Origin of the sequence: Devosia sp., assembly GCF_034675085.1 — a bacterium.
Classification (GTDB): domain Bacteria; phylum Pseudomonadota; class Alphaproteobacteria; order Rhizobiales; family Devosiaceae; genus Devosia.
The window spans coordinates 1-5,484 of sequence record NZ_JAUCDN010000223.1; the positions used below are offsets into that span (position 1 = coordinate 1).

Genomic DNA, 5,484 nt, shown 5'->3' on the forward strand with positions numbered 1-5,484 from the left:
TCGTGCATGGCATCGCCGAACTTGTCGAGCGAGAGCGGCTGGATGTGGAACTGCAGGTTGGGCGTTTCGTGCCGCTCCGACGAGCGGGTGAAGGCGCCGAGTTGGGACGGCGCTATGGTGAGCGCGCCGCGCCGCAGGAAGAGATATTCCGCGCCCATCATGCCGCGCCGGACAAGCGAGCGATAAAGCATGTTCATGGTGGGCACGTTGGCCACCTTGTAGATGGGGCGAAGCTGGAGATGGTCCTGCAGATTGGCGCCGACGCCGGGCAGGTTGTGCACCACGTCGATGCCCAGGCGGCGCAGATGCTCGCCCTCGCCGATGCCGGAGCGCTCGAGAATGGCGGGGCTGGCCACCGCGCCGGCCGAAAGCACGATCTCGCGCCGCGCCCGGATGGTACGCGAGACGCCATCCTGCCGGTAGGTCACGCTGTGCGCCCTGCCCTCTTGCACCCCGACGCGCTCGACCAGGGCCCCGGTGATGACCGACAGATTGGGCCGGTTCAGGGCCGGACGCAGGAAGCCGCGCGCCGCGCTCCAGCGGCGGCCGCGCTTCTGGTTGACGTCGAAATAACCGCAGCCTTCATTGTTGCCAGTGTTGAAATCGTCGCTGCGCGGAATGCCGGCGCTTTCGGCCGCCTCGATGAAGGAATCGAGCACCTGCCAGCGCAGGCGCGGCTGCTCGACGCGCCACTCGCCGCCGGCCCCGTGCAGCGGCCCCGCGCCGCGCCAGTTATCCTCGTGGCGCTTGAAAACGGGGAGCACGTCGTCCCAGCCCCAGCCTTCGAGGCCGATGTCGCGCCAGCGATTATAATCGGCGGCCTGGCCACGCATATAGATCATGGCGTTGATGGCCGAGGAGCCGCCCAGCACCTTGCCGCGCGGGTAAGCCAGGTCGCGGCCGTTGAGGCCCTGGGCCGGCTCGGTGCGGAACAGCCAGTCCGAGCGGGGATTGCCGATAGCAAAGAGATAGCCCACCGGAATATGGAACCAGATCCAGTTGTCCTTGCCGCCCGCTTCGAGCAGGGCAACGGTGTATTTGCCGTTCTCAGACAGGCGGTTGGCCATGACGCAGCCCGCCGATCCACCACCGCAAACGACGAAATCGAATTCCTGATCCATGATGAAGCACTCCTTGGCACTCATCCTATTGTGCGAAAATCTTCGTGAAAACGTGAAGGATCGCGCATATACTGTGGCGAAATGCATGAGAAGGCCATGGCTGGATTTGACTGGAACGATCTGCGTTTCTTTCTCGAAGTGGCCCGTATCGGCACGCTGAGCGGGGCAGCGCGGGTGCTGGGCACCGACCATGCCACGGTGAGCCGGCGCATCAACGCGCTGGAGCATGCGCTGGGGCAGACGCTGTTCCACCGCAGCCTTGCCGGCTATGCGCTGACGCCGGGGGGCGAGAACCTGCTGGTGCATGCCGAGCAGATGGAAGTGCTGGCGCTGCGCAGCGCCGAGGGCAGCGGCCAGCCGGGCGCGGCCATGGCCGGGGTGGTGCGCCTCGTCACCTCAGATGGCTTCGGCAATTTCGTGCTGGCGCGGCATGTGCAGCGTTTCACCGCACTTTATCCCCGCCTCAGCGTGCAATTGGTGCCCATCCAGCAAATCCAGGCGCAATCGCAGCGTGAGGGCGATATCGCGGTGACGCTGACGCCGGGCGGCCCGCGCTTTTCCTCGGAGCGGCTGAGCGATTACGGGCTGGGGCTTTATGCCAGCCCGACCTATCTGGCCGGCCATGCGCCGCTGGCGAGCCGCGAGGACCTGCGGCCGCATCGGCTGGTGGGCTATATCGAGGATTTGCTGTTTTCGCGCGAGCTCGACTATCTCGACGACGTGCTGCCCGGTTTGCGGGCGCAGGTACAGTGTTCGAGCCTGCTGGCGCAGGCGGAGGCGACGCTGGCGGGGGCGGGAATCTGCGTGTTGCCGCACTATCTGGCGCGCCGTTTCCCAGGGTTGGCGCCGGTGCTGCCGGAAGCGGTGCAGTTGCGGCGCAGTTATTGGCTCAATATTGCGACGGAGGCCGAGCGGGTGCCGCGAATCCGGGCGCTTGCGGAATTTTTGCGGCAGGTGGCGGGCGAGGAGGATTTTGGCTGAGCCGATCCTGCAAAGGTGCTGCGCGCGGGCCTCGCTTGTGTCATCTAGCGCTAACTTTATGCTAACACATCGCCTGTTCGGACTCGCATTTCCTTGACCTTTCCATCACTCGAATCCATCGCGCCGGGCATCATGCGCCTGCCCTGCCCCATGCGCCGCTTCGCCCCGGTCAATGGCTGGGTGATCGGCGCCCCGGGACGGCAGGCCATCGTCGATACCGGCATGCCGGGGGAAGAAACACTGGCGTTGTGGGTGCGCGGGGAGGCGGAGGGGCTGATCGACGGGGTCGAAGCGGTGATCTGCACCCATATGCACCGCGACCACAGCGGGCAGGCCAAGGCGCTGATGACGCGCCATCGGGCGCCACTGTTCATGGGCGCGCTCGAACATGCCCGGCTCATGACCGCGAGCACGACGACGCCGGAGCAGGGCCGGGCCAGGCTGCGCCAGTTCTTCCACCTTCTGGGGCTTCCGGCGGCGCTGATCGCGACGGCGCAACCCATCGACTACACCATGCTGGCCCCTTTTCCGGCACAGTTCACCCCTCTCACCGATGATATGACGCTGGAACTGGGCGGGGAGAAATGGCGCGTGCTGCTGGGCGGCGGGCATTCGCCAATGGCGGCATGCCTGCTCTCGGCACAAGAAACCTACTTTCTGGCGGGCGACCAGATCCTGCCCGGCTCGGGGCCGCATATCACAGTGGGCGCAGCGGCGCCGGAAGCCGATCCGCTCACCACCTATTTCAATTTCCTGGATCGGTTGAAGAGGCTGCCCGACAGCCTTCTGGTGCTGCCGGGGCATGGCGCGCCGTTCACGGGACTGGCCGGGCACGTCGCCAATCTGGAGCAGAATCATCGGCGGCGGCTCGGGCGGGTGCTGGCCGGGCTGGAGGGCGCACAGAGTTGCGCGGAGATGGCGCGGCTGGCCTTTTCCGAGCGTGCGGCCGAGCGTTTCGGCGACCTGTTGCCCGGCATGACGCTGGCGCTGGCCAACCATCTCTGGCAGGCGGGGCAAGTGCGCCGGCATATGGACGATGCCGGCGTCTATCGCTTCGAAAGGATCAGCTGATCCGGCGCAGCGGCGTTCCAGCCAGCCAGGCCTCGATATTGTCCACCGCATCGCCGAAATAGCGGGCGTAATTCTCGTCGGTGACATAACCCAGATGCGGGGTTGCCAGCACATTGGCCAGATGGAGCAGCGGGTGACCGGCCGCGACAGGTTCGCTCTCGAAGACGTCGAGCGCCGCGCCGGCCAGGGGACCGGTCTTGAGCGCCGCGATCAGGGCGTCTTGATCGACAAGGCCCGCCCGGGCGGTATTGACCAGCAGCGCGCCGGGCTTCATGGCGGCCAGCAGGTCGCGCCCAACCAGCCCCCGGCTTTCGGGGGTCAGAGTGGCGTGGAGCGAAACAATGTCGGCGGTGGAAAAAAGGCTCATCAGGTCCGCGGCCATGTCGACGCCGGCCCCGGAAGCGCGCTCGGGGGTGAGGCGGGGGGACCAGGCCATAACCTGCATGTCGAAGGCCCGGCCGACGGCGGCAACGCCGGCACCGACCCGGCCGAGGCCGACCAGACCAAGCGTACGCCCCTTGAGCCCCAGGCCCAGCGTGGCCTGCCAACGCCCGGCGCTCAGGCCGTTGGCTTCGGTGACGATGTGGCGGGCGAGGGCCAGGATCAGGCCCCAGGTCAATTCCACGGTCGGCTCGCCGGCGCTGCCGGTGCCGCAAACGAGGATGCCGCGCGCGGCGGCGGCCTCGATATCGATGGCGGCATTGCGCATGCCGGTGGTGACGAGCAGCCTGAGGCGCGGCAGTTCAGCCAGCAGGCCGGCGTCGAAGCGGGTGCGCTCGCGATTGGCCACGACGATATCTGCATCGCGCAGGCGCGCGATCAAGGCGTCACGGTCATCGCCGAGGAAGCGGGCTTCGAAGCTGACCGCCACGCGCGGAGCCAGGCGCTGCCAGGGCGCCACCGCACCGGCCACAGCCTGATAGTCGTCAAGGACGACGCAGTTGAGGACGGGGCCGGCGGGAAAATCAGGCATCGGTAGTGGCTTTGGTCTTGCCGAAAGCCCCAGACTGGCGGAAGCCGTCGATTTCGTCACGCGAAAAGCCGAATTCGGCCAGGATATCGTCGGTGTGCTGGCCCAGGTCCGGCGGCGTGGTGGCCGCGTTCATGTCCACCGCCTCAAGCTGGAAGGGCGAGGCGACGCTGCCCACCTTATGCTCGCCCACCGGCAGGTCGATGCGGCCATTGGCGGCGACAAGCTGGGGATTGTCGGCGGCCTCACCGATATTGTTGACCTTGGCGACCACCACCTTGGCCTTGCCCAGAATATCGATCAGCTCGGCGCAGCTGCGGGTGCGGGTGATGGCGGAAACGGCCTCGACCAGCGCCACGCGGTTCTGCCGGCGGGCAAAGACATGGGAAAATTCGGGCACGTCCAGCGTTTCCTGCCCCAGGGCATGGGCAAAGCGCTGCCACATATCGTCGGTCGAGGCGATGATGACCACCTCGCCATCGGCGGCGGGAAAAGCCTGGTTGGGCACGGAGAGATGGTTGGCGGTGCCCATGGGCTTATGCATGGTGCCGTCCATCCAGTATTCGGTGTAGAAATAGCTCATCAGATGCGCCGCGCTGAGCATCAGAGAGGCCTCGACGCGCTGGCCCCTGCCGGTCTGGCCGCGATGGATGAGCGCACCCAGAATGCCGGCGACCAGGGCCAGGCTGCCATGCAGGTCGACAATGGCCGAGCCGCAACGCACGGGCGAGCGACCGGGCTCGCCGGTGATGCTGATAAGGCCGCTATGGGCCTGAAGCGCCAGGTCGTTGGCCCCGACATGGGAGAGCGGGCCCTGGCGGCCATAGGCGGAAAATTCGGCATAGATCAGCCGGGGATTGAGCTTTGAAAGCTCTTCATAGCCAAGGCCGAGCCGCTCCATGACGCCGGGGCGGTAATTGTGCACCACCACATCGACCTCGGCGGCCAGCTTGCGGGCGATCTTCTTGCCGTCCGCGCTGCGCAGGTCGATTTCCATGCTGCGCTTGTTGCGGTTGAGGGCAAGAAAAGACGGGCTGGTGCCGCCGAATTTCTCCAGCCGCTCCTTGGTCACCCCGTAATAGCGGGCTTCGTCGCCCCCGGGGGGCTCGATCTTGAGAATGTCGGCGCCCATGTCGCCCAGCACCTGGGTGGCGGCCGGCCCGGCGAACACCCGCGAAAAATCGAGAACCTTAACCCCGCCCAGAACTTTTGCCGACACACCCAAACTCCTGAAAGCACCCGGCAAGAGAAAAGCCGGACGTTCCCAAGAGCTAGCATCGCCGCATCAGGGCGATAACGAGCATAAAGCGCAGAGAATTGTTGCAGGAAATGAAAAGACCG

Annotated in this window: 5 protein-coding genes; 2 read left to right on the forward strand and 3 right to left on the reverse strand. The window is 66.1% G+C overall.

Features of this window, described 5'->3' with window-relative positions; translation table 11 throughout:
- The coding region (locus tag VDP82_RS13170; protein ID WP_323015304.1) for a GMC family oxidoreductase at nt 1-1,121 on the reverse strand (1,121 nt) is incomplete at its 3' end.
- Nucleotides 1,122-1,217: 96 nt separating this feature from the next.
- Here VDP82_RS13170 and VDP82_RS13175 point away from each other — a divergent pair.
- Nucleotides 1,218-2,102, forward strand: coding sequence for a LysR family transcriptional regulator (locus VDP82_RS13175; protein WP_323015305.1), 885 nt, complete (start codon nt 1,218-1,220; stop codon nt 2,100-2,102).
- A gap of 93 nt (nt 2,103-2,195) precedes the next feature.
- On the forward strand, nt 2,196-3,173 hold the full coding sequence (locus VDP82_RS13180; RefSeq protein WP_323015306.1) for an MBL fold metallo-hydrolase: 978 nt from the start codon (nt 2,196-2,198) through the stop codon (nt 3,171-3,173).
- Here the strand turns inward: VDP82_RS13180 and VDP82_RS13185 are convergent.
- The gene (locus tag VDP82_RS13185) at nt 3,166-4,146 is read right to left on the reverse strand and encodes a D-2-hydroxyacid dehydrogenase family protein (RefSeq protein WP_323015307.1); all 981 of its coding nucleotides are present in this window, start codon (nt 4,144-4,146) and stop codon (nt 3,166-3,168) included. The two genes, VDP82_RS13180 and VDP82_RS13185, sit on opposite strands and share 8 nt — an antisense overlap.
- Nucleotides 4,139-5,362, reverse strand: coding sequence for a CoA transferase (locus VDP82_RS13190; RefSeq protein WP_323015308.1), 1,224 nt, complete (start codon nt 5,360-5,362; stop codon nt 4,139-4,141). The genes VDP82_RS13185 and VDP82_RS13190 overlap by 8 nt, the downstream gene beginning before the upstream one ends.
- Between the last annotated feature and the right edge of the window lie 122 nt (nt 5,363-5,484).